The 26,585-nt window shown below is 65.7% G+C and carries 25 protein-coding genes and 1 pseudogene; 14 read left to right on the top strand and 12 right to left on the bottom strand.

Features of this window, described 5'->3' with window-relative positions; genetic code table 11:
- Positions 1-6: 6 nt before the first annotated feature.
- From JQ635_RS15115 to JQ635_RS15105, 3 genes are all read right to left on the bottom strand, one after another.
- Positions 7-636: a cytochrome b/b6 domain-containing protein gene (locus tag JQ635_RS15115; protein ID WP_211410639.1), complete on the bottom strand. Its 630-nt coding sequence runs from the start codon at positions 634-636 to the stop codon at positions 7-9.
- A 183-nt stretch (positions 637-819) separates the two neighbouring features.
- A complete protein-coding gene (locus tag JQ635_RS15110) occupies positions 820-1,374 on the bottom strand; it encodes a fasciclin domain-containing protein (protein ID WP_211410638.1) in 555 nt (184 codons plus the stop codon).
- Between the two features lie 397 nt (positions 1,375-1,771).
- On the bottom strand, positions 1,772-2,533 hold the full coding sequence (locus JQ635_RS15105; RefSeq protein ID WP_211410637.1) for an SDR family oxidoreductase: 762 nt from the start codon (positions 2,531-2,533) through the stop codon (positions 1,772-1,774).
- A gap of 95 nt (positions 2,534-2,628) precedes the next feature.
- Here JQ635_RS15105 and JQ635_RS15100 point away from each other — a divergent pair, with 95 nt between their 5' ends.
- Complete coding sequence (locus tag JQ635_RS15100) at positions 2,629-4,158, top strand: malonate--CoA ligase (protein ID WP_211410636.1); 1,530 nt, start codon at positions 2,629-2,631, stop codon at positions 4,156-4,158.
- Positions 4,159-4,301: 143 nt separating this feature from the next.
- On the opposite strand, the gene JQ635_RS15095 is transcribed toward JQ635_RS15100, so the two are convergent.
- Positions 4,302-5,159 (bottom strand): sulfite exporter TauE/SafE family protein, encoded by an 858-nt coding sequence (locus tag JQ635_RS15095; RefSeq protein ID WP_211410635.1) that lies wholly within the window; start codon positions 5,157-5,159, stop codon positions 4,302-4,304.
- Positions 5,156-5,419 (bottom strand): hypothetical protein, encoded by a 264-nt coding sequence (locus tag JQ635_RS15090; protein WP_211410634.1) that lies wholly within the window; start codon positions 5,417-5,419, stop codon positions 5,156-5,158. Before JQ635_RS15090 ends, JQ635_RS15095 begins: the two co-directional genes overlap by 4 nt.
- A gap of 99 nt (positions 5,420-5,518) precedes the next feature.
- Between JQ635_RS15090 and JQ635_RS38975 the strand changes: the two are divergent.
- The 12 genes and pseudogenes from JQ635_RS38975 to JQ635_RS15035 all read left to right on the top strand — a co-directional run.
- Positions 5,519-5,653, top strand: a pseudogene (locus JQ635_RS38975) (LysR family transcriptional regulator); the annotation flags it as partial.
- A 60-nt stretch (positions 5,654-5,713) separates the two neighbouring features.
- On the top strand, positions 5,714-6,430 hold the full coding sequence (locus JQ635_RS15085) for a substrate binding domain-containing protein (protein ID WP_246583562.1): 717 nt from the start codon (positions 5,714-5,716) through the stop codon (positions 6,428-6,430).
- Between the two features lie 403 nt (positions 6,431-6,833).
- Positions 6,834-7,232: a succinate dehydrogenase, cytochrome b556 subunit gene (gene sdhC / locus JQ635_RS15080; protein WP_211410632.1), complete on the top strand. Its 399-nt coding sequence runs from the start codon at positions 6,834-6,836 to the stop codon at positions 7,230-7,232.
- Positions 7,229-7,633, top strand: coding sequence for a succinate dehydrogenase, hydrophobic membrane anchor protein (gene sdhD / locus JQ635_RS15075; RefSeq protein WP_211410631.1), 405 nt, complete (start codon positions 7,229-7,231; stop codon positions 7,631-7,633). The genes sdhC and sdhD overlap by 4 nt, the downstream gene beginning before the upstream one ends.
- A 3-nt stretch (positions 7,634-7,636) precedes the next feature.
- The gene (gene sdhA / locus JQ635_RS15070) at positions 7,637-9,472 is read left to right on the top strand and encodes a succinate dehydrogenase flavoprotein subunit (protein ID WP_211410630.1); all 1,836 of its coding nucleotides are present in this window, start codon (positions 7,637-7,639) and stop codon (positions 9,470-9,472) included.
- A 107-nt stretch (positions 9,473-9,579) separates the two neighbouring features.
- The gene (locus JQ635_RS15065; RefSeq protein ID WP_211410629.1) at positions 9,580-10,362 is read left to right on the top strand and encodes a succinate dehydrogenase iron-sulfur subunit; all 783 of its coding nucleotides are present in this window, start codon (positions 9,580-9,582) and stop codon (positions 10,360-10,362) included.
- Positions 10,363-10,554: 192 nt separating this feature from the next.
- Positions 10,555-12,708, top strand: a complete 2,154-nt coding sequence (locus tag JQ635_RS15060) for a hybrid sensor histidine kinase/response regulator (protein ID WP_211410628.1) — start codon at positions 10,555-10,557, stop codon at positions 12,706-12,708.
- A 54-nt stretch (positions 12,709-12,762) separates the two neighbouring features.
- Positions 12,763-14,715, top strand: a complete 1,953-nt coding sequence (locus tag JQ635_RS15055; protein ID WP_211410627.1) for an ABC transporter ATP-binding protein/permease — start codon at positions 12,763-12,765, stop codon at positions 14,713-14,715.
- A gap of 239 nt (positions 14,716-14,954) precedes the next feature.
- A complete protein-coding gene (locus JQ635_RS15050) occupies positions 14,955-15,779 on the top strand; it encodes an FkbM family methyltransferase (protein WP_211410626.1) in 825 nt (274 codons plus the stop codon).
- A gap of 25 nt (positions 15,780-15,804) precedes the next feature.
- Entirely contained in the window at positions 15,805-16,191 is a 387-nt protein-coding gene (locus JQ635_RS15045) for a VOC family protein (RefSeq protein WP_211410625.1), read from the top strand.
- An 83-nt stretch (positions 16,192-16,274) separates the two neighbouring features.
- Positions 16,275-16,517 carry a hypothetical protein gene (locus tag JQ635_RS15040; RefSeq protein WP_211410624.1) on the top strand — a complete coding sequence of 81 codons (243 nt, stop codon included), beginning with the start codon at positions 16,275-16,277 and terminating at the stop codon, positions 16,515-16,517.
- A gap of 186 nt (positions 16,518-16,703) precedes the next feature.
- Positions 16,704-18,818: an OmpA family protein gene (locus tag JQ635_RS15035; protein ID WP_211410623.1), complete on the top strand. Its 2,115-nt coding sequence runs from the start codon at positions 16,704-16,706 to the stop codon at positions 18,816-18,818.
- Between the two features lie 284 nt (positions 18,819-19,102).
- Here JQ635_RS15035 and argG read toward each other — a convergent pair whose 3' ends face one another.
- From argG to JQ635_RS15000, 7 genes are all read right to left on the bottom strand, one after another.
- Positions 19,103-20,440: an argininosuccinate synthase gene (gene argG / locus JQ635_RS15030; protein ID WP_211410622.1), complete on the bottom strand. Its 1,338-nt coding sequence runs from the start codon at positions 20,438-20,440 to the stop codon at positions 19,103-19,105.
- 94 nt (positions 20,441-20,534) lie between these two features.
- A complete protein-coding gene (locus JQ635_RS15025) occupies positions 20,535-21,311 on the bottom strand; it encodes a phosphatase PAP2 family protein (protein WP_211410621.1) in 777 nt (258 codons plus the stop codon).
- Positions 21,308-21,682: a hypothetical protein gene (locus JQ635_RS15020; RefSeq protein ID WP_211410620.1), complete on the bottom strand. Its 375-nt coding sequence runs from the start codon at positions 21,680-21,682 to the stop codon at positions 21,308-21,310. Before JQ635_RS15020 ends, JQ635_RS15025 begins: the two co-directional genes overlap by 4 nt.
- Positions 21,679-22,170 carry a hypothetical protein gene (locus JQ635_RS15015; RefSeq protein ID WP_211410619.1) on the bottom strand — a complete coding sequence of 164 codons (492 nt, stop codon included), beginning with the start codon at positions 22,168-22,170 and terminating at the stop codon, positions 21,679-21,681. The genes JQ635_RS15020 and JQ635_RS15015 overlap by 4 nt, the downstream gene beginning before the upstream one ends.
- A 167-nt stretch (positions 22,171-22,337) precedes the next feature.
- On the bottom strand, positions 22,338-23,540 hold the full coding sequence (rlmN, locus tag JQ635_RS15010) for a 23S rRNA (adenine(2503)-C(2))-methyltransferase RlmN (RefSeq protein WP_211410618.1): 1,203 nt from the start codon (positions 23,538-23,540) through the stop codon (positions 22,338-22,340).
- Positions 23,541-23,721: 181 nt separating this feature from the next.
- A complete protein-coding gene (locus JQ635_RS15005) occupies positions 23,722-24,357 on the bottom strand; it encodes an invasion associated locus B family protein (protein ID WP_211410617.1) in 636 nt (211 codons plus the stop codon).
- 116 nt (positions 24,358-24,473) lie between these two features.
- Positions 24,474-25,313 carry an SDR family oxidoreductase gene (locus tag JQ635_RS15000; protein ID WP_211410616.1) on the bottom strand — a complete coding sequence of 280 codons (840 nt, stop codon included), beginning with the start codon at positions 25,311-25,313 and terminating at the stop codon, positions 24,474-24,476.
- Positions 25,314-25,534: 221 nt separating this feature from the next.
- Between JQ635_RS15000 and JQ635_RS14995 the strand changes: the two genes are divergently transcribed.
- Positions 25,535-26,509, top strand: coding sequence for an NADPH:quinone oxidoreductase family protein (locus tag JQ635_RS14995; RefSeq protein WP_211410615.1), 975 nt, complete (start codon positions 25,535-25,537; stop codon positions 26,507-26,509).
- Positions 26,510-26,585: the final 76 nt, after the last annotated feature.

Here is a 26,585-nt window from a genome sequence, read left to right as displayed (position 1 = left end):
TCCTACTCAACGGCCAATGATCATCGCGCGCAGGCTCTTCGGCACCAGCAGCGCGAGCAGGACGTGAATGACGAGGAAGGCGCAGATCGCGGCCATGCAGAAGAAGTGCACGTAGCGCGCAGTCGGATAGTCGCCGAACAGCATCACGAGATAATAGAGCTGCACCGGCTTCCACATGCCGAGGCCGGAGAGCACGATCAGCACGCCGACCACGATGATGCCGGCATAGAGCAGACGCTGCACGTAATTGTAGACGGTGAGATCGTCATGACCGAGCTTGAAGGTCAGCGCCGCCCTGACGTCGTGGAGCACGCCTGATGGCGTGATCGGCAGCAGCTTTTTCCGGAAGCGGCCGGTGGCGAAGCCGGTGACGAGATAGGCGAGGCCGTTGATCATCAACAGCCACATCGCCGCAAAGTGCCAGAGCAGGCCGCCGCCGAGCCAACCACCCAGCGTGTATTCGCGCGGAAAACTGAAGCCGAACAGCGGCGAGGCGTTGTAGATCTGCCAGCCCGACAGGATCATCAGGATCATGGCGAGGGCGTTGATCCAATGCATGACGCGGACCCAGGCCGGCTGGATCGCTTTGGTCGGGGTGGCCCTGACCTGCTCGTCGGTGACTGTGAGGCTCGCCATGATGGTTCCGTCCTGAACGTCGTGTGACACCGAATATACGCCGATGCGTCCGCTTTCGTTACGCCCCGTTGGCCATCGAATCGATGCCCGCAGGCTATGCCGGTCACAAAAAGGCGAGCCGGGCGCCCCCGGCTCGCCGTCTCAAAGCACCCTGTTCGGGGGATGAAACAGGGGTGCGCGGTGTTACGTTGCCGGCATCAGCACGGTGTCGACCACATGGATGACGCCGTTCGACTGGTTGACGTTCGTGATCGTCAACATCGAGATGCCGCCCTTGGCGTCGACGATCCAGGTCTTGCCGTCCATCTTCTTGACCGTCAGCTCCTCGCCTTCGGCGGTCTTCAGCTTCTTGCCGTCGGTGAGGTCGGAGGCCTCGAGCTTGCCGGGCACGACATGGTAGGTGAGGATCTTGGTCAGCGTTGCCTTGTTCTCGGGCTTGACCAGATTGTCGACGGTGCCGGCCGGCAGCTTGCCGAAGGCGGCGTTGGTCGGCGCGAACACCGTGAACGGGCCCTTGCTTTCCAGCGTCGACACCAGGCCCGCCGCCTTCACTGCGGCCACCAGCGTGGTGTGGTCCTTCGAGTTGACAGCGTTCTGGACGATGTTCTTCGACGGGAACATCGCGGCGCCGCCGACCATGACGGTCTTTTCCTCGGCACGCACCGGCGCGACGACGGTCGCGGTGATGGCGAGGGCGCTGAAGGCGGCGGCAGTGAGATAGGCAATACGCTTCGACATGGAGAATCTCCCGATTGAATTTGACCGGCACTCGCCGGTGCTTGAGTTGGGGCAACAACGGTGCTTGCGACCTCTTGGCGCGAAGCAGCAGCGCCGTCGTTGGCCGAACTACGGGAGGGTTTGCGATGCGGTTTCGGGGAAAAATTCTTTGTGATGGGTGAAACTATCGGGCGGCGTGTTCGTGTGTGCACGCACGCACCTCACCCTCCGCCGTCGTCCCGGACAAGCGCGCTCCAAGCGCGCGCAGATCCGGGACCCATAACCACAGGAAGATGTTTGGCGAAGACCCGGAGTGACCAGCTTCGTGCAACCACTTCTCCCTGTGGTTATGGGTCCCAGGCTCGCGACTTCGTCGCGCCCCGGGACGACGAGTGGAGATTGCCGCGCGTCCTTTGCCTCAATCCCTGCTCAGCGGCGTCTGGATGAACCCGCGATTGTGCGTCGGGCTGATCAGCAGCTCGTTGATACAGACGCGCGGCGGCATCGAGGCGATGAAGGCGATGGTGCGCCCCAAATCTTCGGGCTGCAGCATCTTCGCCTGCTCCGCCTCGCTCGGCACCACCGGGCGCAGCTTCAGGATCGGGGTTGCCACCTCGCCCGGCATCAGGCAGCAGGCGCGCAGGCCGTTGACGCATTCGTCCATGTTGAAGGAATGGGTCAGCGCCAGCACCGCGTGCTTGGTGGTGGTGTAGGCCGGGCCCGGCATCTTCGAGACGTGGCGGCCGGCCCAGGACGAGACGTTGATGATCGAGCCGTCCTGCTGCTTGCGCATCGTCGGCAGCACTGCGCGCATGCAATAGAGCACGCCGTTGAGATTGACCTGGACCAGTCTGTCCCAGCCCTCCTGTTCCATGTCCTGCCAGCTGCGCTTGGGGACGTTGATGCCGGCATTGTTGACCAGAAGGTCGATACGGCCGTGCTTGGCGACGATCTGATCGGCCGCCTTCTGGGCTTCAGCCGCATTGGACACATCCAGCGCGATGGCCTCCGCGACCCCGCCGGCCCCCGTGATCTTCGCAACCACGGTATCCAGTGCGTCCTTGCGCCGGCCCGAGACCACCACTGTCCAGCCGTCGGCAGCCAGCGCCTCGGCGCCGGCTTCCCCGATCCCGCTGCCGCCGCCCGTCACCCAGGCCACGCGTTTCCCGTTTTTTGACATGCAAACTGTCTCCGTTGCTTCATTGGGGCGGTTTTTGCTAATCCAGCCCTCGGTTTTGACCGGCCTTGTCAGTCTTGCGGTCGAGGAAATCTTGCATGAGCCACGCAGCCAACGCCAACCTGTTTTCCCGCCTGTTCGACGGCCTCGACGATCCCAAACGGCTCGCGATCGAGACGCAGGACGGCGCCCATATCAGCTATGGCGATCTGATCGCGCGGGCCGGGCAGATGGCGAACGTGCTGGTCGCGCGCGGCGTGAAGCCGGGTGACCGCGTCGCGGTGCAGGTCGAGAAATCCGTCGCCAATATCGTGCTGTATCTGGCGACCGTGCGCGCCGGCGCGGTCTATTTGCCCCTCAACACCGCCTATACGCTGAACGAGCTCGACTACTTCATCGGCGATGCCGAGCCGTCGCTGGTGGTCTGCGATCCCTCCAAGGCCGAAGGGCTCGCGCCGATCGCCGCCAAGGTGAAGGCCAAGGTCGAGACGCTCGGCCCTGACGGCAAGGGCTCGCTGACGGACGCCGCCGGGAAGGCGAGCAGCGAGTTCACCACCGTTCCCCGCGCGAGCGACGATCTCGCCGCGATTCTCTACACCTCGGGCACCACCGGCCGCTCCAAGGGCGCGATGCTGACGCACGACAATCTCGCGTCGAACTCGCTCTCGCTCGTCGGCTACTGGCGCTTCACCGACAAGGACGTGCTGATCCACGCGCTGCCGATCTACCACACGCACGGCCTGTTCGTGGCGACCAACGTGACGCTGTTCTCGCGCGCGTCGATGATCTTCCTGCCTAAGCTCGATCCTGACCTGATCATCAAGCTGATGGCGCGCTCCACCGTGCTGATGGGCGTGCCGACCTTCTACACCCGCCTGCTGCAGAACCCCGCGCTGTCGAAGGAGGCGACCAAGCACATGCGGCTGTTCATCTCGGGCTCGGCGCCGCTGCTGGCGGAGACCCATCGCGAATGGTCGGCGCGCACGGGACATGCGGTGCTCGAGCGCTACGGCATGACCGAGACCAACATGAACACCTCAAACCCCTATGATGGCGAGCGCGTGCCCGGCGCGGTCGGCTTTCCGCTCCCCGGCGTCTCCGTGCGCGTCACCGAGCCCGAGACCGGCAAGGAATTGCCGCGCGAAGAAATCGGCATGATCGAGGTCAAGGGCCCGAACGTGTTCAAAGGCTATTGGCGCATGCCAGAGAAGACCAAGTCCGAATTCCGGCCCGACGGCTTCTTCATCACCGGCGATCTCGGCAAGATCGACGACAAGGGCTACGTCCACATTCTCGGCCGCGGCAAGGATCTCGTGATCTCCGGCGGTTTCAACGTCTACCCCAAGGAGATCGAGAGCGAGATCGACGCCATGCCCGGCGTGGTCGAGTCCGCCGTGATCGGCGTGCCGCATGCCGATTTCGGCGAAGGCGTCACCGCGGTGCTGGTCTGCAACAAGGGCGCCGACGTCAGCGAGGCCTCGGTGCTGAAGGCACTCGACGGGCGCCTGGCAAAATTCAAGATGCCCAAGCGCGTCTTCGTCGTCGACGAGCTGCCGCGCAATACGATGGGCAAGGTGCAGAAGAACATTTTGCGCGATACGTACAAGGATATTTACGCGAAGAAATAGGATTGGCGCGCGCAAATCCGTAGGGTGGGTTAGCCGAAGGCGTAACCCACCGCTTTAATCTCCGCGGTGACAGAAGTGGTGGGTTACGCTAGCGGACTGCGCTTCGCGCAGCGGCGAGCTAACCCACCCTACGATGGCGGCGCTCACTGCCCGCCCACCAGGCTCATCACAAACCGGCTGCCGACAATGAACAGGTAGCAGCCGAACGCGGCCTCCAGCGTCCGCTTGGACATCGCGTGCGCGGCTTTCACACCGAGCGGCGCGGTGACGAGACTCATCGGCATCACCAGCACGGCGCCGATCAGCGAGACGTAGCCGAGCGCGAACGGCACTTGCAGCGCTGCTACGGCCGGGTAGTTCGCCGCTGCTGGCCATCCGGCATAGATGTAGCCGAGCGCGCCGGGGATCGAGATCAGCACCGCGAGCGCCGACGAGGTCGCGACCGCCTGGTGGATCGGACGGCTGTAGAAGGTCATCAGCAGGTTCGAGAACAGGCCGCCGCCGATGCCCATCAGCGTCGAGAGGACACCGACGCAGAAGCCGTAGACGCGCATCACCGGTCCCTTCGGCAGATCGTCGCCGAACTTCCAGCCCTCGCGCGCAAAGATGAGACGCGCTGCCGCCGACCAGGCGACGCAAACGAACACGATCTTGAACAACCGCTCCGGCGCGTAACGCGCGACGACGCTCCCCGAGACGACGCCGAGCACGATCGGCAGCCACCAGACGCGCAGGATCGACATGTCCACCGCGCCGCGCCTGTAATGGGCCTGGAACGAACGGATCGAGGTCGGGATGATCACGGCGAGCGAGGTGCCGACGCAGAGCGGCATCCGCACCTCCAATGGCACGCCGGCGATGCGGAAGCATTCGTAGAACACCGGCACGAGAATCGCACCGCCGCCGATGCCGAACACGCCGGCCAGAAATCCCGAGAGTGCGCCGGTTGCGATCAGCAGCAGCGCGAGCTCGACGACGTCAGAGACCTCGAGGCCGCTCATCGGCGGCGATCCATCGGCAGCTCCCGCGGATGCGCGGCGCAGAAGGCTGCGGCAGCGGCGAGGACGGGCGCGGAGACGACCAGAAGCAGGCCCGCGAGACCCAGGCCGTGCCGACCGTAGGCACCAAGCGCCGCGAGGCCGTCCAGCGTGACGCCGACCAGCGAGAAGACCAGCAACGGAAGCAGGCCCGGCAGGACGCTATGGAGGCCGCGTGCGGTCCGCCGGCGGGCGATGGACGTCAGGCTGACATGAGTGGGCATGGTAAGTCCCGGACTGCTAGGAGCCACCGCAATGTAGACCCTTCCGTTTTTCGGCGCTATCTCTGGCAAGCGTCATAATCCCTTGCGAATCACGGAAGGATGGCGATGGACCAGCTTGCAGCGATGGCAACCTTCGTGCGGGCCGTGGATGCCGGCAGCCTGTCGGCGGCGGCGCGATCGTTGCCGAGCTCGCTGACATCGGTGAGCCGGCAGATTTCTGCGCTCGAGCGCCACTTCGGCACGCGCCTGCTGATGCGGACGACGCGACAGCTCGCGCTCACGGAGGATGGGCGCATGCTCTACGAGCGCGCCAGGTCGATCCTGGGCGAGCTCAAGGAGATCGAGGAGGGGCTGGCCGGGAATCGCCGCGAGCCATCGGGACGGCTGCGCGTCAGCGCGCCGACATTGATGGGACGCCTGCTGATCGCGCCGCTGCTCGGCGATTTCCTGCGCGCCTATCCATCGCTCGCCGTGGACCTTCTGCTGGTCGATCGCAACGTCGATTTGATCGAGGAGGACGTTCACCTGGCGCTTCGCGTCGGGCGCATGCCCGATTCGCAGCTGGTGATGCGAAAGCTCGCGGAGGTGCAGATGATTCACTGCGCTTCGCCCGATTACCTCGCACGCCGCGGCGAACCGCAGACGCCTGCCGATCTGGCGCAGCATGATTGCCTGGTGTTTTCCGACGCGCCGGGCGCTGCAACCTGGCGATTCGGCCGCGAGGCGAACAGCGGAACGCGAATCCGCATCGCGGGACGGCTCTGGGTCAACAGCCTCGATGCGCTCGCCGCCGCCGCAGAGAACGGCGCAGGCATCGTCCGCGTGCCGTCATGGCAGGTGGAGAGGCAGCTGGCGGAAGGACGACTACGACGGCTGTTGCGCGCACACGAGCCGGCGCCGGCGCCGCTGCACGCGCTGTATCAGCCGTCGCGACTCGGCTCGACGAAGATTCGCGCCTTCATCGATTTCCTGGTCGAGCGGTGGCGCGGAAGCGATCCGCTCAGCCGGTGATTCTCTGTGGCGGGGTGGGATGCAGGGTGCGCATATCCGGACCGGATCAAATCGGATGGCGAGGAGGAAGGTTGGCGCCCGGGTGAATAAGGCCGGCGACGCCCTTGGGCGATCTCTGCCCGGTTTGGACGGCATGGTCCGTTTAGAGGTGTTCCAATAGCAATTTCAACGCGCCTGGCACCTCCTAAAACTATGAACTAATGTTCGTTTCTTTGTTGGCGGACCGAGGCTCTGGTATACCAAGCCCCTGATTGGCCTTGTTTCATCAAGGCTGTAGAGATGAACCAGCGTTCGATTTATGGCGATTTGGTGATTGCGCAGGCGAAATCGACTCCGTAAATAGAGCCGACCTTTCGCGATCCCCGCGCGCGCCCTCAAGGGCCGCCATACAACATCAAAGCCCATGACCGCACGGATCGAACGACCGCTTTCACCACACATGCAAGTCTATCGCTGGACGCTGACGATGGCGCTGTCCATCGTTCATCGTGCCACCGGTATCGCCCTTTATGTCGGAACCCTGCTGCTGGTCTGGTGGCTGGTCGCGGCGGCCTCCGGCCCCGCCGCCTACGCCCATGTCCAGGCCTTCACCGGCAGCATCATCGGCCGCCTGATCGTGTTCGGCTACACCTGGGCGCTGATGCACCATATGCTGAGCGGCATCCGGCATTTCGTCTGGGACCTCGGCTACGGCTTCAAGGCCAATGAGCGCGAAGCGCTGACCTGGGGCGCCCTGATCGGCGGCATCGCGCTGACGGTGCTGATCTGGATTATCGCCTATGCGAACGGAGGCGGCCGATGAGCGCAGCCGATACGCCCAAGCGCAGCATGCGCACCCCGCTCGGCCGCGTCCGCAATCTCGGCGCCGCGCATTCCGGCACGTCCGATTTCTGGCGCCAGCGCATCACCGGCGTCGCCATGACGCTGCTGATGATCCCGGCGCTGGTGATCATCATGATGCTGCTCGGCCGCAACCAGGTCTATGCTGCGCAGACTCTGAGCTCCATTCCCGTCGCGGTGATCCTGCTCCTCTTCATCTTCGCCAGCGCCTGGCACATGAAGATCGGCATGCAGGTGGTGATCGAGGACTACGTCCATAACGAGAAGCTGAAGCTCGTCTCGGTCATGCTCAACAATTTCTTCTCGATCGGCGTGGCGCTCGCCTCGACCTACGCGATCCTGAAACTGTCATCCGGAGTGTAACCCATGGCCACCACAACGAATGGCTCGGGCAACGGCGCTCCCGCCACCAACGGCAAAGCCTATCCGATCGAAGACCACACCTATGACGTCGTCGTCGTCGGTGCCGGCGGCGCGGGCCTGCGCGCCGTGGTCGGCTGCAGCGAGGCCGGCCTTCGCACCGCCTGCATCACCAAAGTGTTTCCGACCCGCTCGCACACGGTCGCGGCGCAGGGCGGCATCTCGGCTTCGCTCGGCAACATGCACAAGGACGACTGGCGGTGGCACATGTACGACACCGTGAAGGGGTCGGACTGGCTCGGCGACCAGGACGCGATCGAATACATGGTGCGCAACGCGCCGGCGGCGGTCTACGAGCTCGAGCATTGGGGCGTGCCGTTCTCGCGCACCGAGGACGGCAAGATCTACCAGCGCCCGTTCGGCGGCATGACCATGGATTACGGCAAGGGCCAGGCGCAGCGCACCTGCGCCGCCGCCGACCGCACCGGTCACGCCATGCTGCACACGATGTACGGCCAGTCGCTGCGCCACGCGGCAGAGTTCTTCATCGAGTTCTTCGCCATCGACCTGATCATGGACGACCAGGGCGTCTGCCGCGGCGTCATCGCGCTCAAGCTCGACGACGGCACGCTGCACCGCTTCCGCGCCCAAACCACGATCCTCGCCACCGGCGGCTACGGCCGCGCCTACGCCTCCTGCACCTCGGCACATACCTGCACCGGTGACGGCGGCGGCATGGTGCTGCGCGCCGGCCTGCCGCTGCAGGACATGGAGTTCGTCCAGTTCCACCCGACCGGGATTTATGGCGCCGGCTGCCTCGTCACCGAGGGCGCGCGCGGCGAAGGCGGCTATCTCGTCAACTCCGAGGGCGAGCGCTTCATGGAGCGCTATGCGCCGTCGGCCAAGGACCTCGCCTCGCGCGACGTCGTCTCGCGCGCGATGACCATCGAGATCCGCGAGGGGCGCGGCGTCGGCAAGAAGAAGGACCACATCTTCCTGCATCTCGACCATCTCGATCCCGCGGTGCTCGCCGAGCGGCTGCCGGGCATCTCGGAATCGGCAAAGATCTTCGCCAATGTCGACGTGACGCGCGAGCCGATCCCGATCGTGCCGACCACGCACTACAACATGGGCGGCATCCCCACGAACTATCACGGCGAAGTGCTGACCAAGAAGAACGGCGACGATAATGCCGTGGTCCCCGGCCTGATGGCGCTGGGCGAAGCAGCCTGTGTCTCCGTGCATGGCGCCAACCGCCTCGGCTCCAACTCGCTGATCGACCTCGTCGTGTTCGGCCGCGCCGCAGCGCTCCGCTGCGCCGAGAAGCTCACGCCCAATGCCGAGCAGCCGGAGCTGCCGGCGAATTCGGCCGAGATGGCGCTCGGCCGCCTCGACCATTTCCGCTATGCTTCCGGCGGCACGCCGACCGCGAAGCTGCGCGAAGGCATGCAGCACGTGATGCAGAACAACTGCGCCGTGTTCCGCACCGGCGAAGTCCTGAGCGAGGGCCAGAACCTGATCCAGAAGGTCCACAGCGGCATCACCGACATCGCCGTGTCCGACCGCTCGCTGGTGTGGAATTCGGACCTCGTCGAGACGCTGGAGTTCGACAATCTGATCTCGCAGGCGGTGGTGACGATGAACTCGGCCGCCAACCGCACCGAGAGCCGCGGCGCGCACGCCCGCGAGGACTTCTCCGAGCGCGACGACAAGAACTGGATGAAGCACACGCTGGCCTGGCTGGACGATGCCGGCAAGGTCAAGATCGAGTACCGCCCGGTTCACGACTACACCATGACCAACGACGTGCAGTACATCGCGCCCAAGGCGCGCGTGTACTGATCGAACAGCAGCCGTCATTCCGGGGCGATGCGCAGCATCGATCCCGGAATCTCGAGATTCCGGGTCTGGTCCTTCGGACCATCCCGGAATGACGAAAGGTTAGAGCAATGGTTGAATTCGCACTTCCGAAGAACTCCAAGATCACCGGCGGCAAGACCTGGCCGAAGCCCGCGGGCGCGACCGAGCTGCGCGAGTTCAAGGTCTATCGCTGGAATCCGGACGACGGCAAGAATCCGAGCGTCGACACCTATTACGTCGACACCAATGATTGCGGTCCGATGGTGCTGGACGGCCTGATCTGGATCAAGAACAACATCGACCCGTCGCTGACCTTCCGCCGCTCCTGCCGCGAAGGCGTCTGCGGCTCCTGCGCCATGAACATCGACGGCCAGAACACGCTCGCCTGCACCCGCTCGATGCACGACGTGAAGGACGGCGCGGTGAAGATCAACCCGCTGCCGCACCAGCCGGTCGTCAAGGACCTCGTCCCCGATCTGACGAACTTCTACGCGCAGTACGCCTCGATCGAGCCGTGGCTGAAGACGACCTCGCCGACGCCGCAGAAGGAATGGCGCCAAACCCACGAGGACCGCGAGAAGCTCGACGGCCTCTACGAGTGCATCCTCTGCGCCTGCTGCTCGACCTCGTGCCCGAGCTATTGGTGGAACAGCGACCGCTATCTCGGTCCCGCTGCGCTGCTCCAGGCCAACCGCTGGGTCTCTGACTCCCGCGATGAAGCCACCGGCGAGCGCCTCGACAATCTCGAGGACCCGTTCCGGCTCTACCGCTGCCACACCATCATGAACTGCGCCAAGGCCTGCCCGAAGGGCCTCAACCCGGCGGAAGCCATCGCCGAGCTGAAGCTCAAGATGGTCGAGCGGCAGATCTAGCATCGTTCTTGCCATGTCCCCCGGCCACCACCGCGGCCGGGGCATGCCACGATCGACGTCAGTTTGAGTAGAATTTGCCGCAACGCGCGTGGCGGGCGATTCGGCGGAATACAACCCAAGATTATCGCCACAAGCCGCTTCCTTCCTGGCGGGAAATTCAAGTAAGCTCTCCGGTCAGGGACCGGAGCGACCGTGCAGGGAGCGCAACGCAATTCGCTGAGGCTTTTGCAGTGGATGATGGTTGCATCCCTGGCACTGCCGATTGCGCTGTTCGCGATCGCCTCCACGATCTCCTACACCTCGACCAGGGACATCGCCGACCGCGAGATCGAGCGCACGCTCGATGTGGCGCATGAGCATGCGCTCAAGGTGTTCGAGACCATCGACCGCAGCCTGTCCGAGCTCAACGAGGTCGTGCGCGGCCTTCCCGACGACGTCATCCGCGCGCGCGAAGCGGTGCTGCACCGCCGGCTGAAGCGGCTGACCGATTCGCTGCCGCAGCTCAAATCGGCCTGGATCTTCGACGCGAATGGAAAAGCACTGGTCAACAGCCTGGTTTCGCCGCCGCCTGAGCTCCGCTTTGCGGACCGCGACTATTTCTACGTCCATGTCGACCAGACCATCGGCACCTTCATCGGCATGCCGCTGACGCCGCGTCCGCCCTATCAGGGCGCGCGCTTTTTCGGCATGAGCCGCCGCCGCGATACCGACGACGGCAGCTTCATCGGCGTGATCCAGGCTTCCGTCCTGCCGGAATATTTCGAGAGCTTCTACGCCAGGATCGGCTCCGATCCCGGCAGCTTCTTCGCGATGGGTCGCACCGACGGCGTGGTGGTGGCACATTTCCCGCGGCTCGACCGCGACCTCCGCCTCGATCCGGGCGGACCGGTCGGCCGCGAGATCGCCGCGCACCCCACGCGCGGGCTCATGACCATCGCCTGGCCGTCGGACGGGATCGAGCGCCGCATCGGCTACAGGCGCGTCGCCGAATATCCGATCTATGTCAGCGCCGGACTCGAGACGTCGGCGATCCGCGCGCGCTGGTACGCGACCATGGGCCAGCATCTGGTGTTCGGCGTTCCCGCCACGGCGCTGCTGTTCCTGCTGCTCGCATTCGCCTTCCGGCGCACCCAGCATCTGCAGATGGAGGCCGCAAAGCGGCGCGAGGCCGAGGAGGCGCTCAAGCACAGCCAGCGCCTGGAGGCGCTCGGCCAGCTCACCGGCGGCGTCGCCCATGACTTCAACAACCTCCTGACCGTGATCCGCGCCTCGGTCGATCTGTTGAACCGCCCGCAGCTGACCGAAGAGCGACGGCAGCGCTACATCACGGCGATTGCGGACGCGGTGGCGCGCGCGGCCAGGCTGACCTCGCAGCTGCTCGCCTTTGCGCGGCGCCAGACCCTGAACCCGGAAGTGTTCGACGTCGGCGAGCGGTTGCAGTCGCTGCACGACATGCTCGCCACGCTGCTGGGACCCGCCATCGAGATCGCGATGCGGCTGCCGGCGGTGCCGTGCCTCGTCAATGCCGATGCCAGCCAGTTCGAGACCGCGCTGATCAACATGGCGACCAATGCGCGCGATGCCATGCTTGGCAAGGGCAGGATCAGCTTCACCGTCGAGGCGGCGGCGACCATTCCCGACACGCCGGCGCACGTCTCGCACAATCATATCCCGGGAAACCCGGGCTTCGTCGTCGTGACCGTCAGCGACACCGGCGTCGGCATTCCGGCCGCGCGACTCGGGCGGATCTTCGAGCCGTTCTTCACCACCAAGCAGGTCGGCCACGGCACCGGTCTTGGCCTGTCCCAGGTGTTCGGCTTCGCCCGGCAATCCGGCGGCGAGGTGACGGTGACGAGCGAAGTCGGCCAGGGCAGCACCTTCTCGCTCTATCTGCCGCGCGTGCCCGCGGACCTCTTGCCGCAGCAGCAGGCGCCGAATACCGCGCCTGCGGTGGCCGGCAGCGGCATGTCGGTGCTGCTGGTCGAAGACAATATCGAGCTTGCCAATTTCGCCGCCGATGGCCTCACCGCGCTCGGCTACAGCATCACGCTGGTCGACAACGCCGCTGATGCGCTTGCCGAGCTTGTGGTGGGCACGGATCGTTTCGACGTCGTGTTCTCCGACATCGTGATGCCCGGGATGACCGGGCTCGATCTCGGGCGGGCGATCCGCGATCGCGGCATCGGCGTTCCGGTCGTGCTGACCACCGGCTACAGCCAGGCCCTGTCCCAGGAAGGCAGCCTCGGCTTCGATCTCGTGCAAAAGCCCTATTCGATCGAGGAGCTGTCGCGCGTGCTCCACCACGCCGCGCGGCTGCGGCGGGTACGCGACGGCGCCGCCGAGTAGGGCTGCGAGCGGGAACTGGCGGGAACCGACTGATTTTTCTCGCGTTATCCGGCCATGCAAAAGCCGGCCGGAAAGCGCGAACAGGGCAGGACGCCGCCCATTGTCGAGATCAAGGGCGAGAACGGCGAGGGAGTCGCGCCGCCACCGCCCGAGGTCGAACCCGATCCCGAGCTCTCTCCCGAAGAGGCCGAGCAGGCCCGCAAGGATTATCTGCTGACCCGCTTCTGGATCAGCGCGCGCGGCTTCTGGGGCCCCAACGGCGACCGCTTGGCATGGCCGTTCTCGATCGGCCTCGGCGTGCTGATCGTCCTCACCGTCTGTTTCCAATACGGCATCAACGTCTGGAATCGCGCGATCTTCGACGCCATCGAGCAGCGCGACGCGACAAGCGTCTTCCATCTCACCGCAATGTTCTTCCCGCTCGCGATCGGCAGCGTCGTGCTTGGCGTCGTGCAGGTGTTCGCGCGCATGGGGATCCAGCGGCGCTGGCGGGCCTGGCTCACCAGCAGCGTGCTGACGCGCTGGCTCACCAACGGGCGCTACTACCAGCTCAACCTCGTCGGCGGCGACCACGAGAATCCGGAATACCGGATCGCGGAGGACTTACGCATCGCGACCGACTCGCCGGTCGATTTCCTCGCCGGCGTCACCTCGGCGCTGCTGTCGGCCGCGACCTTCATCGTCGTGCTCTGGACCATCGGCGGCGCGCTCACCGTCACGCTCGGCGGCTCGTCGGTGACCATTCCCGGCTTCCTCGTGATCGCCGCGATCCTCTACGCCGCGATCGCATCCGGATCGATCACGGTGATCGGCCGGCGCTTCGTGCAGGTCTCGGAGGACAAGAACCAGGCCGAGGCTGATTTCCGCTACACGCTGACACGCGTGCGCGAGAACGGCGAGAGCATCGCGCTGCTCGGCGGCGAGGAGGAGGAGCGCGACGGCCTCGACCGCAATTTCACCAACGTGCTGCGGCAATGGGCGCGGCTCGCCGGCCAGCACATGCGCACCACGCTGGTGTCGCAAGGGTCGAGCCTCGTTGCACCGGTCGTGCCGCTGCTGCTCTGCGCGCCAAAATTCCTCGACGGCAGCATGACGCTGGGGCAGGTGATGCAGGCGGCCTCCGCCTTCACCATCGTGCAGAGTGCGTTCGGCTGGCTGGTCGACAACTATCCGCGGCTGGCCGACTGGAACGCCTGCGCGCGCCGCATCGCCTCGCTGATGATGTCGCTCGACGGCCTCGAACGCGCCGAGCAGGGCGACGGGTTCGGCCGCATCAAGCGCGGCGAGACCAGCAACGAGGCCATGCTGGAGCTGCACGATCTCTCCGTCACGCTCGACGACGGCACCGCCGTGGTCGGCGAGACCGAGGTGGTGATCGAGCCCGGCGAGCGGTTGCTGGTCGCCGGCGAATCCGGCACCGGCAAGAGCACGCTGGTGCGCGCCATTGCGGGGCTATGGCCGTGGGGCGGCGGCAGCGTCAATTTCCATCCCGACCGGCGGCTGTTCATGCTGCCGCAGCGGCCCTACGTACCCACGGGATCGCTGCGCCGCGCCGTCGCCTATCCCGGCGCCGCAGAGGATTGGACCATCGAAGAGATCGGGGAGGCCTTGCACAAGGTCGGCCTCGCCCATCTCAAGGAGAAGATCGAGGAAGAAGGCCCCTGGGACCAGACGCTGTCGGGCGGCGAGAAGCAGCGCCTCGCCTTCGCGCGGCTGCTGCTGCACAGCCCTGATATCGTCGTGCTGGATGAAGCGACCTCGGCGCTCGACGAGAAGAGCCAGGACAAAATGATGAAGATGGTCACCGACGAGCTGCCGAAGGCGACCATCGTCAGCGTCGCGCATCGCGTCGAGCTGGAAGCCTTCCACAGCCGCAAGATCGTGCTGGAGCGCCGCAAGGGCGGCGCCAAGCTCGTCAGCGACATCGACCTGATCCCGCGCAACAGCCGGCGCAGGCTGCTCAGGCGATTCCTGAGGCAGCGGAAGGCGGCGAAGAAGGCGGCGTGAGGTTTCGTCGTCCCGGACAAGCGCGCCCCAAGCGCGCGCCGATCCGGGACCCATAGCCACAGGATTGAGTTTGGCGAAGACTCGGAGTTGCCAACTCGCACCCAACCACGCCCTGTGGTCCTGTGGTTATGGGTCCCGGATCTGCGCTTACGCTTGTCCGGGACGACACCTGTGATCGAGCGTTGGAGTCCCCGGCAAAACCGGCTATGCATGCGCCGCTCGCAACGAGGACCTGCTGCTTGACGCCCGACAATGCCCCTTCGTCCGCGCCATTCGGCGCGTTTGCGCCGAATGCCGCGCAGGCCGCGATCATCAGCCTCGCGACGCGATCGGGGCTGAAGCGCGGCGCGTTCCGGCCCTGGCTGTCGCGGCTGGTCAATCTGCTGCGCGGCGGCCCGATCGATGTGCAGTATCAGGGCGCCTCGTTCCGCTTCTATCACCAGGGCAGCGCGACCGAGCGCGGTGCGCTGTTCAATCCCGACTACAATCTCGACGAGCTCGACTTCCTGCGCCAGCACACCCCCGTGGGCGGCGTGTTCGTCGACGTCGGCGCCAATGTCGGCACGTTTGCGCTGGTGATGGCGCGGCAGGTCGGCACCCAAGGCAAGGTGGTCGCGATCGAGCCGCATCCGCTGACCTTCGGACGGCTCTCCTTCAACCATGCCGCATCGAAGGCGACGCAGGTGCGCCTGATTCAGGCCGCGGCGGGCGACAGCGACGGCGAGCTGATGATCGAGAGCGGCGGCGGCAATCTCGGCGCCACGCATGTCGTGACCGGCGCAGCGAGCGCTGACGCCATCAAGGTGCCGTCGCTGCGGCTGACGAGGATTCTGGATGAGGCCGGCGTTGCGCGGGTCGATTCGCTCAAGATCGACGTCGAGGGTTTTGAGGACCGCGTGCTGATCGGCTTCTTCCGCGACGCACCGCAATCGCTGTGGCCGCGCGCGGTGGTGATCGAGCATCTGTCACAAAACGAGTGGCAGCAGGATTGTATTGCCGACATGATCGCGCGCGGCTTTACGGTCGCGCGCAAGACGCGAAGCAATACGTTCCTGTCACGCTGACAGGGACAAGGAAGGGAGGTTAGCGATGATCGACCATCTCGGTTTCTCGGTCTCCGACTATGAGCGCGCGAAAGCGTTTTATTTGAAAGCGCTGGCGCCGCTCGGCTACGGCCTGATCATGGAGGTCACGGCGGAGCAGACCGGTCACGCTGCGGCCGCAGGCTTCGGCGCCGACGGCAAGCCGGATCTCTGGTTCGGCGGCGAAGGTGCCATGAACAAGCCGGTGCACATCGCGATCGCCGCAAAGGACCGCGCCACGGTCGACGCATTCTACAAGGCGGCGATGGCAGCCGGCGGCCGCGACAACGGGCCGCCCGGCCTCCGCCCGCATTATCACGCCAACTACTATGGCGCGTTCGTGCTCGATCCCGATGGCCACAACATCGAGGCCGTCTGCCATCTGCCGGAATAGGGCGCGCTTCGGAACGATGCGAGGCGGAACATCGGCGCGGCATAGCCGTTATCGTTCTCTGGACAACGATCTCGATGATGCCGATGCCGATCGAACCGCCCGAGATACCGCCGGCAACACCGGGCACTCCCGCTGAACCGCCGCCGGGAATTCCGCCCGGCAATCCGCAGCCCGACATCACGCCGCCGGTGCGCGAGCCCGGCGAATCACCGCTGCCCGACGAATTGCCGGGCAACGTGCCCGAGGAGATTCCATCGCGCGGGCCGAACGGTCCGCTCACGCCCAATCCCGAGACGGACGCAACGCCGCCGCGCAATCACATATGAGGCGAAGCATCACATGTGAGGCGATTGCAACGTGCGTCTGAATGCGCAATGAACGTCACCATAGTGAGTCGATTTGCGTGCAGAAATAAATCGGGCCGCGGCCGCTTCGCCCGCCACAATGCGGCCTAACGCGTAGCTGTTCATCCCAACACTTCGTCAAAGAACCTTCCGGGGAAGTTCACCACCATGACCAACCTTCGTTTCGTGCTGCTTGCGACGACGGCTCTCACCGCGATGCAATTGGCCAACACCGCATCGCACGCGCAAGGCGCTTCGCCGCTCGTGGTCGCGCAGGCCCAGCCGCAAGAGACGGGCCCTGACGGAAAACCGAAGCAGCCGCCGAAGGGCCCGCCAGCGGCCACGCCGCCTGCCGCGCCCGCGCGCCCGGCCGCACCGCCGCCCGCGGCTGCACCGCCTCACCCGCCCGCTGCGCCGCCGCCGGCTGCCGCTCCGGCGCGCCCTGCAGCGCCGCCACCGCCTCCGCCTCCCCCTGCGGCTCGTCCGGCTCCGCCGCCGCCACCCCCGCCGCCTGCCGCTCCGAAGCCTGCTGCACCGCCTCCGGCTGCGGCCCCGCAGCAGCACGCCCCGACACCGCCGCCTCCGGCACCGCCTGCAGCACGCCCGGCGCCCACGCCGCCGGCGCCGCCGCCTGCCGCAGCACATCCGACTCCAACGCCTCCGCCGCCTCCTGCAGCGGCCCCCTCGGTGCGGCCCGCGCCTGCGCCGACGGCAACGCCCGTGGCTCCTGCGCCCGCAGCACCGACGGCGCGACCTGCCGCGCCTGCCCCGACCACCACGCCGGCACCGACAGCAACACCTGCGCCGACCGCAACGCCGGCTCCGGGCAGCACGCCTGGCGCGCCGCCCGCCGGCCGCCCCGGCGCACCTCCGCCCGGCGTACGTCCCGGCGCTCCTCCGGCGGCGGGAACGCCGGCACCCGGTGCTGCGCCTGCTCCAACGGCAACGCCGGCCCCGACTGGCGCTCCGACGCCGCCGGCCGGACGTCCGGGGGCAGCGGCCCCCGCTCCCGGCGCGGCCCCGGCACCAACGGCGACGCCAGCCCCCGGCCAACAGGGTGGAACGCCTCCTGCCGGCGCGCCCGCTGCCGGAGCTCCGCCCGCGTCACCGCAAGCCGGTGCTCCGGTGCGCCCGCCCGCGCCTCCGGCCGGCGCTGCCGCGCCGACGGTCGTCCCCGGCTCGGCCGCCGCAGCGCCACCACCGAACAGGCCGCAGTACGCGCAGCCGACGGTCGCACCGGCCTTCCGCGCCGCGCCGACGGTCGCTGCACCCTTGCCGCCTCCGCCCCGCCCGCCGCAGCGTGACCTGACGCCGCTCGCGATCGGTGCGGGCGTGGTGGCCGGCGCCGTGATCGGTGCGACCATCGCCGACTACCGCAACCAGCGGCAGGAGATCGTCGAAGGCGGCCGCACCGTCTACACCGAGCCGGATCGCATCATCATCCGCGATCCAGGCGGGCAGGCGTACGTCCGCGGCAACGATCTCTATCGCTTCCGCTATGGCGCCCGCGACATCCGCACCGACACGATCGGCGGCGAGACCCGCACCGTCGTGATCCGTCCTGATGGCAGCGAGGTGATCACCGTGGTCGGCCCGGACGGCTCGCTCCTGCGTCGAATCCGCAGGGACCCCGGCGGGCGCGAGATCGTCATCATCGACAACAGCTACCGCGATCCGCGGTCGGTCGGCGGCTTCTATGTCGACGTGCCGCCGCCGGTCGTGAACATCCCCTACGATCGCTACATCGTCGACGCCCAGGAAGCGTCGCCGGACGTGATCTACCAGACGATGGTTGCACCGCCGGTGCAGCGGATCGATCGGCGTTACTCGCTCGACGAGATCCGCTACAGCCCCAATGTTCGCATGCAGATGCCGAGCATCGACGTCAACACGATCAACTTCGAGACGGGATCGTGGACCATCCCGCCGGACCAGGCGGCCCGGCTGCAGGTGATCGCCGACGGCCTCAACCAGGCGATCCAGCGCAACCCGCGCGAGGTGTTCCTGATCGAGGGCCACACCGACGCGGTCGGCAACGAGGTCGACAATCTGTCGCTGTCGGACCGCCGCGCGCAGTCCGCGGCCGAATTGCTGACGCAGCAGTTCAATGTGCCCGCGGAGAACCTGACGTCGCAGGGCTATGGCGAGCAGTATCTGAAGGAGCAGACGCAGGGGCCGAGCCTGATCAACCGGCGCGTCACGGTCCGCCGCATCACGCCGCTGCTCAACGGCGGCCAGGCCTCGCTGCCGCCGCCCCCGCCCGGCACCGCGCCGCCGCGGTAACGGCACGCACAAACGCAAATGGCCGGGAGCGATCCCGGCCATTTTTTTCGTCATTGCGAGGAGCCCGCGACAAAATTGCGAAGCAATTTTGCGCTGGTGCGACGAAGCAATCCAGACTGTCACCGCGGAGAGATTCTGGATTGCTTCGCTTCGCTCGCAATGACGAATGAAGCTACATCATCAGCTATCGCCCGTAGCCCGGATGAGCGAAGCGACATCCGGGGTCTATCCATTTGGCGAGAAAGTCCCCGGATATCGCTTCGCCCATCCGGGCTACGAGAGCCTCAGCCCTTGTCGCTTTCGAGCTTGAAGATCTGCGAGCCTTCGCTGCCTGAGAGCAAACCGGTCTTCGAATAGAGACCGAGCTTCGTCCGCGTGTCGGCGATGTCGAGATTGCGCATGGTGAGCTGGCCGATGCGGTCGGCCGGCGTGAAGGCGGCGTCCTCGACCTTCTCCATGCTGAGCCGTTCCGGCGCATAGGTGAGGTTCGGGCTCTCGGTGTTGAGGATCGAATAGTCGTTGCCGCGGCGCAGCTCCAGCGTGACCTCGCCGGTGACGGCGCGTGCGACCCAGCGCTGCGCGGTCTCGCGCAGCATCAGGGCCTGCGAGTCGAACCAGCGACCCTGATAGAGCAGGCGTCCCAGGCGCATGCCGCTGATGCGGTACTGCTCGATGGTGTCCTCGTTGTGGATGCCGGTGACGAGGCGCTCATAGGCGATGTGCAGCAGCGCCATGCCGGGCGCCTCGTAGATGCCGCGGCTCTTGGCCTCGATGATGCGGTTCTCGATCTGGTCGCTCATGCCGAGACCATGACGGCCGCCAATGGCGTTGGCTTCGAGGAACAGCGCGACGGGATCGGCGAAGATCTGGCCGTTCAGCGCGACCGGCTGGCCCTCCTCGAAACGCACCACGACCTTCTCGGCCTTGACGGCGCAATCGTCGCGCCAGAACGGCACGCCCATGATCGGGTTGACGATCTTGATGCCGCTGTCGAGGCTTTCGAGATCCTTGGCCTCATGCGTGGCGCCGAGCAAATTGCTGTCGGTCGAGTACGCCTTCTCGGCGCTCATCTTGTACGCAAAGCCCTGGGCGGTCATGAACGCCGACATCTCGGCGCGGCCGCCGAGTTCGTCGATGAACTGCTGGTCGAGCCAGGGCTTGTAGATCTTCAGGCCCGGATTGGTGAGCAGGCCGTAGCGGTAGAAGCGCTCGATGTCGTTGCCCTTGAAGGTCGAGCCGTCGCCCCAGATGTTGACGCCGTCTTCCTTCATCGCCGCGACCAGCATCGTGCCGGTGACGGCGCGCCCGAGCGGCGTGGTGTTGAAATAGGTGATGCCGCCGGTGGAGATGTGGAAGGCGCCGGACTGGATCGCGGCGATGCCTTCATGGACCAGCTGCGTGCGGCAATCGACGAGCCGCGCATTCTCGGCGCCGAACTCCATCGCCTTGCGCGGGATCTCGTTGTAGTCGGCCTCGTCGGGCTGGCCGAGATTGGCGGTGTAGGCGTAGCAGCGCGCGCCCTTCTGCTTCATCCAGAGCAGTGCCGCGCTGGTGTCGAGACCGCCCGAGAAAGCGATGCCGACTTTCTCACCCTTGGGCAGGCTTTTCAGGATCGTGGTCATGGGGCTTCCAATCGGGTCTCAAAGGGTCTGATTTCGGGGCGAACTTGACCGCGCGAATATCAAATTTCGCGGGGCTCGGCACGCATTTAATGGCTCAAATCGACGGCGCGGGGCCGGTCTTGCGGCCGAACAGGCGCTGGCGGAGCCGGTAGGCGGGCATGTTCAGCCGGGTCAGGGCGGCATCCACCGCCTCGTCCGAAAACCGGGTCCGCGGCCAGCGGTAGATCAGCGCGTAGGCGAACCAGATCACGACGAAGGTGACGAGGCCGGCGATCGAGACATCGGTAAAGAAATGCCCGCCGAAGGCCATGCGCAGCCCGCTGGTGACAGCGCCGAAGATCACCGCGCCGGCATAAGCGAGCGGCCGCCATGCCGGCGGGGCCAGTGCGGCGGGGGCCAGCGTCCAGAACGCGGTCGCGCCCTCGCCCGAGAAGAACGAGCAATTGCGCGCGCAGCCGCCGCGCGGATCCCACCACGGCACGAATTGCTGGTCGCCGGCAAACTCCGTCACCACCACCGGGCGCGGCCGGCCCCAATAGGTCTTGAAGGTGAGATTGGTGAGGATGCCCGCCGACAGGATGATCGTCACCAGCAGGAACACGATCGCGCGTCCCGATACCATCAACGGCCGGTCGGGTCGGATCATCTTGACCACCAGCGCCACCAGCGAGGGCAGCACGAACGCCCAGGCGACCCACATCGCAGCATCGCGCGCGAAGCCGGCCCACTCGTTCAGCTTGAGCGGAAACGTCTTCGTCTCGGGGTCGAAGAAGAGCGAGGCCAGCTTGAGATCAAGCTCGGGATAGAGGCCGAAAACGACACCGATCACGAGCCACAGCGCCAGGCCGATAAAGAGTCCAGTCCGGTTCATGGCGCGCGGTTTAGCGGAGTGGGATGAGGTGGCGCAATACTTTCAAGGTAGGTCCTAATGGCATTTGCTGCTTCCTCAAACAGGAGATCGACACCTTGATCTTCGTCGTAGGTAAACTGGCGCGGAGTATTGAGGGCTGCGGCACCATTCCTAGTCTGCGTCTGAAAGACGTTCAGTACTAACCGATCCAGAAGTTCCCGGGTCGCTCTGGGCAAGGTCGAGTCAATAGCTGGCAATTGAGCTAGGATATCTTGCTCGAGCTCGGGAAGTGACAATTTGCCCAGCTGCGCGCCAATCACGCTTTCCAAGATTGCAGACGCTACTCTCTGATTCGAATCCATGTCGGTATGAGCTCTCTCGGCAAGGGTCATGCCTGCGGCCGCGAATTCGCCGGCAATGGCGGAGGCGGCTTGCGCGGGGGTGGCGGTTCGCGCCAGGCACCGGCGTTGCGGCCGGCAATCAGCCAGTAGACGACGCCGGCGACGATGCCCGCACCGGTCATGATTTCCAGGTGACGCCGCACGATACCCTCGAACTGCAGCGTGTCGGAATGGAAAGGAACGAGGCCGAGATAGCAGGCGAGCCCGACGAGGCCGCCGCCGACGGCATAGGCGAGCGCGCTGCGGATGTAGAGCGCTTCGGTGATGGCGACGATCACCGCCGCCGGCACCAGCGCAAAACCCGAGACGAAGATGAAACCGAAGCCGAGCAGGATATCGATCGCGCCCTGATCGACGGGGCCGGCGCCGAGATCGGCGAACTCCGGAAACAGCAGCGCCATGACCACAATCATGCCGCCGACGAAGCAGGCGGCGAGAAAGCCGATGAAGATAACGACGAGGCGGCCGATCAGGGACATCTGAGGGACCTGTCAAGTATCGCCGTCATTCCGGAGCGGTGCGCAGCACCGAATCCGGAATCTCGAGATTCCGGGTTCGCGCTTTGCGCGCCCCGGAATGACAGCTCATAAACGCAGATGGCCGGGTCAAGCCCGGCCATGACGAGAGTGCACGAGGCACGCATTCATCAATCCGTCATCGCCATGGCGCGGAGCGCCTGGCGCTCGCGGGCCGAGAGCTTTTCGGTCTCCGACTTGAGCTGACCGCAGGCGGCGAGGATGTCGCGGCCGCGCGGGGTACGTACCGGCGAAGAGTAGCCGGCGTTGAAGATGTACTCGGAGAATTTCTCGATCTGGTCCCAGTCCGAGCATTCATAGGCGGTGCCGGGCCAGGGATTGAACGGGATCAGGTTGATCTTGGCGTGAATGCCCTTGAGCATCTTCACCAGCAGCTTGGCATCGTCGAGCGAATCGTTGACGCCCTTGAGCATCACATATTCGAAGGTGATGCGGCGCGCGTTCGAGGCGCCGGGATAGTCGCGGCAGGCCTGCAAGAGCTCCCTGATCGGATATTTGCGGTTGAGCGGCACCAGCTCGTTGCGCAGCTCGTCACGCACCGCGTGCAGCGAGATCGCGAGCATGACGCCGATCTCCTCGCCGGCGCGCACGATGTTCGGCACCACGCCTGAGGTCGACAGCGTGATGCGGCGGCGGGAGATGCCGATGCCTTCATTGTCGCCGACGATGAGCAGCGCATCGCGCACCGCATCGAAATTGTAGAGCGGCTCGCCCATGCCCATCATCACGATGTTGGTGACGCGGCGCGTGCCGTCCTCGCGATCGGCCCAGTCATTGAGACGATCGCGCGCGACCATCACCTGCCCGACGATCTCGCCGGCGGTGAGGTTGCGCACGAGGCGCTGCGTGCCGGTGTGGCAGAAGGCACAATTCAGCGTGCAGCCGACCTGCGAGGAGACGCAGAGCGTGCCGCGATCGGTCTCGGGGATGTAGACGCACTCGACTTCATGCGCCTTCTCGACATTGTCGCCGCTCGGCAGCCGCAGCAGCCATTTGCGGGTGCCGTCGCTCGAGATCTGCTCGGCCACGACTTCGGGACGATCGACGGTGAAGTGCTGGGCGAGATCGGCTCGGATGCCCTTCGAGATCGAGGTCATGTCGTCGAAGCTCTGGGCGCCGCGGAAGTAGAGCCAGTGCCACAGCTGCTGCACGCGCATCTTGCGCTGCGCCGGTGCGACGCCGATCTCGCCAAGGCGATCGGCAAGCTCGGCGCGCGACAGCCCGATCAGCGACGGTTTTGCCGGCGGCACATAGGTTTCGAGCGGAGTCTTCTCCACCAGGATTGCGTTGTGCGGCTCGGTCGAGGTTTGCATCGAATGGACCTGATGGCTGTGGTCGTTCCGGGGCAGCTCGAAGAGCTGAACCCGGAACCTCGAGATTCCGGGTTCGCGCTTCGCGCGCCCCGGAATGACGGAAGAAATCTGGAACCGCCCCTATATAGCAACCGGAACCGCCGATTGCGACCTTATCGCCCTCAGCCTTAACGACTAGGCGTTACCGCCTACAATCCTGGGCGATCTTGTCGAGCGCCTGGGCGAGGCCCTTCAGCGAGAACGTGTCGGTCGTCTCCGTGCCCTTGGCCGAGACGCCCTTGACCACGAGATCGGCGGATTTGCGCATGGCCTCGACCATCCGCTCCTCCTCCGCCGCGTTCTTGATCCAGAGACCATCGCCCTGCGTATACATCGCAAAGGCGGCGCCGCCGACCTCGACCGAGGATTCCGAGCCCGGCTTCAGCGCGTAGCCGATCATGACCGAGACTTCGTTGTTCACCTTTTCCGCCGGCCGGGTCGAGACAAAGGCATAGGCGGGATCGCGCGGCCGATTCGGCGGGTTGGTCTTCGACGACGACGGCTTTGCCAGCGCGAAGCAGACCTTCTTGCCGTTGGGTGTCGCCGAATAGGCGCCCCAGGTGCCGAACTGGCCGATCAGGGTCGGCTCCGCGCCGCCCGCAACCGCCGCAGCCGGGCTCGCCGGTTTGCTCTCGGGCTTTGCAGCCGTTTTGGCCGCCGGTGCTGTCGCCTTCGGTGCAGCCTTGGGCGCCGGTTGCGCCGTCTGCGCCCGCGCGGAATCAGGGATTCCCCACGCCACCACGCCAGTCATCAAAGCCAATAATAGCACCCGCCACATGCTGGAGTGGTTCCCTCAATATTGTGACTGGAAGATGGCCCGGCCGCGCTTTGTCCCCGCAGCAGGGATAACCGGGAAAGTTCAATTTGGGAAGGCAGTTAGCGGGTTAACCGCGGCTAAGCCTTCGACCGCGCGGCGCGCTGATCGGCCCATTGCGCGTCGGTCCAGCCGAGCAGGTCTTCGGCGCCGGAGCTGCGCAAATGCGCGCCGCCGTCGATCACCACCATCTCGCCATTGATGTAAGCGGCACGGTCCGAAACCAGGAAGCTGGCGAGATCGGCGAGCTCGCCGTGTTCCCCGGTGCGGCCCAGCGGGTTGCGCGCGGTCCAGCCGTCGTCGCGGCCCTCCGGGCGGAGCTGCCCCGATGCGCCGGCGGTCGGGAACGGTCCCGGCGCGATCGCGACGGTGCGAATGCCCTTCGGGCCCCACTCGACCGCGAGACTTTTGGTCATCGCCAGCACCGCCGATTTCGCCATCGCCGACGGCACGGTGAAGGCGCGGCCGGTGATGGTCGAGGTCGAGAGGATCGAGAGCACGACGCCCCCGTGGCTGCCCTCGATCCAGCGCCTGCCGGCGGCGAGCGTGCAATACATCGCACCATGCAGCGTCGGCGCCAGGATCGCATCCGCGGCGCGGAAGGAGAGATGCTCGCTCTGCGCGATGAAGGTGGCGGCGGCATTGTTGACGAGAATGTCGAGCGGCGCCTCGCGCCAGATCGCTTCCATCATGCTGTCGACGGCGGCACCGTCGCGGATGTCACACGCAACCGTGGTGACCTTGCCGCCGGTCTCTTCGCGCATTTCGCCCGCCGTTGCCTCGAGCCGGTCGAGCTTGCGGCCGCAGATCACGAGCTCCGCGCCGAGCGCGAGGAAACGGCGTCCCATCGCTGCACCTAGGCCCGAACCACCGCCGGTGACGAGGATGCGCTTGTCCTTGAGCAGACCTGTTTCAAACATCGTTTGAATCCTCGCTGTTTCCACACCGCGTCATTGCGAGCGCAGCGAAGCAATCCAGAGTCCGTGCCGCGGAAATAGTCTGGATTGCTTCGCTGCGCTCGCAATGACGGGAGGATAGGTCTGTGCATCGCATTGGGCAAAGAATCCGGATTGTCGCCCGTGCCTAAATCCGGCAAAACCGACCCAACTATAATTCCACTCGAAACGCTCCAGGTGCTGCCATGAAAGCCATCCTCTGCTCGCAATATTGCCAGCCCGACGATCTCGTGCTCGCCGATGTGCCGGATCCGGTGGCGGGTCCCGGCGAAGCCGTGATCGCGATCAAGGCGGCGGCGCTGAATTTTTTCGACATCCTGATGATCCAGGGCAAGTACCAGATCAAGCCGCCGTTCCCGTTCTCGCCGGCCGCGGAAGTCGCCGGCGTGATCGAGAGCATCGGTCCCGGTGTGACCGACCTGAAGGTCGGCGATCGCGTCGTCGCCTCCTGCGGCCACAACGGCGCGCGCGAGAAGATCGCGCTGCCGGCGGCGTCGATCGTGAAGATCCCCGACAATCTCGACTATGATCGCGCGGCCGGCATCATCATCATCTACGGCACCGCGCTGCATGCGCTGGAGGATCGCGCGAGCCCGAAACCGGGCGAGACGCTCGCAGTGCTGGGCGCTGCCGGCGGCACGGGCCTTGCCGCCTGCGAGCTCGGCAAGCTGATGGGCCTGAAAGTGATCGCCTGCGCCTCCTCGGACGAGAAGCTCGCGTTTGCAAAGGCGCATGGCGCCGAGCTGACGCTGAACTACGGCAAGGAAGATTTGAAGGAAGGCCTGCGCAAGCTCACGGGCGGCAAGGGCGTCGACATCATCTTCGATCCGGTTGGTGGTGCGTATGCCGAGCAGGCGCTGCGCTCGATCGCCTGGGAAGGCCGCTTCCTCGTGATCGGCTTTGCCGCCGGCGACATCCCGAAAATGCCGCTGAACCTCGCGCTCTTGAAGGGCTGCGATATCCGCGGCGTGTTCTGGGGCGCCTGGACCCGGATCAACCCGGCGAAGAACCGCGCCAATCTCGAGAAGCTCGTGAAGTGGACCGCGGAAGGAAAGATTTCATCGCATGTCGACCGCACCTTCCCGCTGGCGCAAACTGCCGATGCGCTGAAGGTGCTGGCGGGACGCCAGGCGATGGGCAAGGTGATCCTGCATCCGTGAGGATGTAACGGCGAAGACTCCCTCCGCGCGTCGTCCTGGCCTAGTGCGCAATTGCGCACGGGAGCCAGGACGACAT

It is taken from the genome of Bradyrhizobium iriomotense (assembly GCF_018130765.1).
GTDB lineage: Bacteria > Pseudomonadota > Alphaproteobacteria > Rhizobiales > Xanthobacteraceae > Bradyrhizobium > Bradyrhizobium iriomotense_A.
The sequence above is the reverse complement of the archived record's forward strand: the minus strand, read 5'-3'. Positions and strand labels throughout refer to the sequence as shown.

Excerpts from the sequence above, each read along its gene's own strand:
- JQ635_RS15115 (WP_211410639.1), bottom strand. The coding sequence starts at position 636 with ATGGCGAGCCTCACAGTCACCGACGAGCAGGTCAGGGCCACCCCGACC.
- JQ635_RS15110 (WP_211410638.1), bottom strand. The coding sequence starts at position 1,374 with ATGTCGAAGCGTATTGCCTATCTCACTGCCGCCGCCTTCAGCGCCCTC.
- JQ635_RS15105 (WP_211410637.1), bottom strand. The coding sequence starts at position 2,533 with ATGTCAAAAAACGGGAAACGCGTGGCCTGGGTGACGGGCGGCGGCAGC.
- JQ635_RS15100 (WP_211410636.1), top strand. The coding sequence starts at position 2,629 with ATGAGCCACGCAGCCAACGCCAACCTGTTTTCCCGCCTGTTCGACGGC.
- JQ635_RS15095 (WP_211410635.1), bottom strand. The coding sequence starts at position 5,159 with ATGAGCGGCCTCGAGGTCTCTGACGTCGTCGAGCTCGCGCTGCTGCTG.
- JQ635_RS15090 (WP_211410634.1), bottom strand. The coding sequence starts at position 5,419 with ATGCCCACTCATGTCAGCCTGACGTCCATCGCCCGCCGGCGGACCGCA.
- JQ635_RS15085 (WP_246583562.1), top strand. The coding sequence starts at position 5,714 with ATGCTCTACGAGCGCGCCAGGTCGATCCTGGGCGAGCTCAAGGAGATC.
- sdhC (WP_211410632.1), top strand. The coding sequence starts at position 6,834 with ATGACCGCACGGATCGAACGACCGCTTTCACCACACATGCAAGTCTAT.
- sdhD (WP_211410631.1), top strand. The coding sequence starts at position 7,229 with ATGAGCGCAGCCGATACGCCCAAGCGCAGCATGCGCACCCCGCTCGGC.
- sdhA (WP_211410630.1), top strand. The coding sequence starts at position 7,637 with ATGGCCACCACAACGAATGGCTCGGGCAACGGCGCTCCCGCCACCAAC.
- JQ635_RS15065 (WP_211410629.1), top strand. The coding sequence starts at position 9,580 with ATGGTTGAATTCGCACTTCCGAAGAACTCCAAGATCACCGGCGGCAAG.
- JQ635_RS15055 (WP_211410627.1), top strand. The coding sequence starts at position 12,763 with ATGCAAAAGCCGGCCGGAAAGCGCGAACAGGGCAGGACGCCGCCCATT.
- JQ635_RS15045 (WP_211410625.1), top strand. The coding sequence starts at position 15,805 with ATGATCGACCATCTCGGTTTCTCGGTCTCCGACTATGAGCGCGCGAAA.
- JQ635_RS15040 (WP_211410624.1), top strand. The coding sequence starts at position 16,275 with ATGCCGATCGAACCGCCCGAGATACCGCCGGCAACACCGGGCACTCCC.
- JQ635_RS15035 (WP_211410623.1), top strand. The coding sequence starts at position 16,704 with ATGACCAACCTTCGTTTCGTGCTGCTTGCGACGACGGCTCTCACCGCG.
- argG (WP_211410622.1), bottom strand. The coding sequence starts at position 20,440 with ATGACCACGATCCTGAAAAGCCTGCCCAAGGGTGAGAAAGTCGGCATC.
- JQ635_RS15025 (WP_211410621.1), bottom strand. The coding sequence starts at position 21,311 with ATGAACCGGACTGGACTCTTTATCGGCCTGGCGCTGTGGCTCGTGATC.
- JQ635_RS15020 (WP_211410620.1), bottom strand. The coding sequence starts at position 21,682 with ATGACCCTTGCCGAGAGAGCTCATACCGACATGGATTCGAATCAGAGA.
- JQ635_RS15015 (WP_211410619.1), bottom strand. The coding sequence starts at position 22,170 with ATGTCCCTGATCGGCCGCCTCGTCGTTATCTTCATCGGCTTTCTCGCC.
- rlmN (WP_211410618.1), bottom strand. The coding sequence starts at position 23,540 with ATGCAAACCTCGACCGAGCCGCACAACGCAATCCTGGTGGAGAAGACT.
- JQ635_RS15005 (WP_211410617.1), bottom strand. The coding sequence starts at position 24,357 with ATGTGGCGGGTGCTATTATTGGCTTTGATGACTGGCGTGGTGGCGTGG.
- JQ635_RS15000 (WP_211410616.1), bottom strand. The coding sequence starts at position 25,313 with ATGTTTGAAACAGGTCTGCTCAAGGACAAGCGCATCCTCGTCACCGGC.
- JQ635_RS14995 (WP_211410615.1), top strand. The coding sequence starts at position 25,535 with ATGAAAGCCATCCTCTGCTCGCAATATTGCCAGCCCGACGATCTCGTG.